We start from the raw sequence: 661 nt of genomic DNA, 5'->3' as shown, positions 1-661 counted from the left end.
AACAGCACAAACACATTTATGAGCGCTGTACCAGCTATGAGACATTACAAACGATGCGCGTAAATGAATTCGTAGACATGTTCTGCATGTAAAAGGGGGATTTGTTTCATGTCGTGGATCGTCAATAAGCAATCGTCACAAGAGGAGCTTGCCGGGCGTTTCCGCAAGCTGATGTCAGCACCGGACATTCTTCAAATTCCCGGCGCCCATGACGGGATGGCCGCTTTGCTTGCGAAAGAAGCCGGTTTTTCTGCTATTTATTTGTCCGGTGCTGCCTATACAGCCAGCAGGGGGCTGCCTGATTTAGGGATCATCACATCGGCAGAGATAGCTGAACGGGCCAAAGATCTTGTGCGTGCAGCTGATCTGCCTCTGCTTGTGGATATCGATACGGGATTTGGCGGTGTCTTAAATGCCGCCCGAACAGCCCGGGAGATGCTTGAAGCAAGGGTAGCAGCCGTTCAAATAGAAGACCAGCAGCTCCCAAAAAAATGCGGACATTTAAATGGCAAACAGCTAGTTCCGATAAAGGAAATGGCGCAAAAAATAAAAGCCATTAAACAAGCGGCACCCTCCCTTATTGTTGTTGCCCGTACTGATGCCAGGGCGAAGGAAGGGCTTGCTGCCGCAATAAAACGTTCAGAGGCTTACATTGAGGCGG

The 661-nt window shown here is 49.8% G+C and carries 2 protein-coding genes; both read left to right on the top strand.

Features of this window, described 5'->3' with window-relative positions:
* A partial coding sequence (locus tag ACWHAR_RS28020; RefSeq protein WP_452088559.1) for a hypothetical protein occupies positions 1 to 92 on the top strand: 92 nt, incomplete at its 5' end.
* A gap of 16 nt (positions 93 to 108) precedes the next feature.
* Positions 109 to 661, top strand: a 553-nt coding sequence (locus ACWHAR_RS28015) for an isocitrate lyase/phosphoenolpyruvate mutase family protein (RefSeq protein ID WP_452088558.1), incomplete at its 3' end; no start/stop codon positions are given.

The sequence above is a fragment of the Bacillus sp. LR--39 genome, from assembly GCF_053613335.1.
This window is presented reverse-complemented; position numbering and strand designations above follow the sequence as displayed.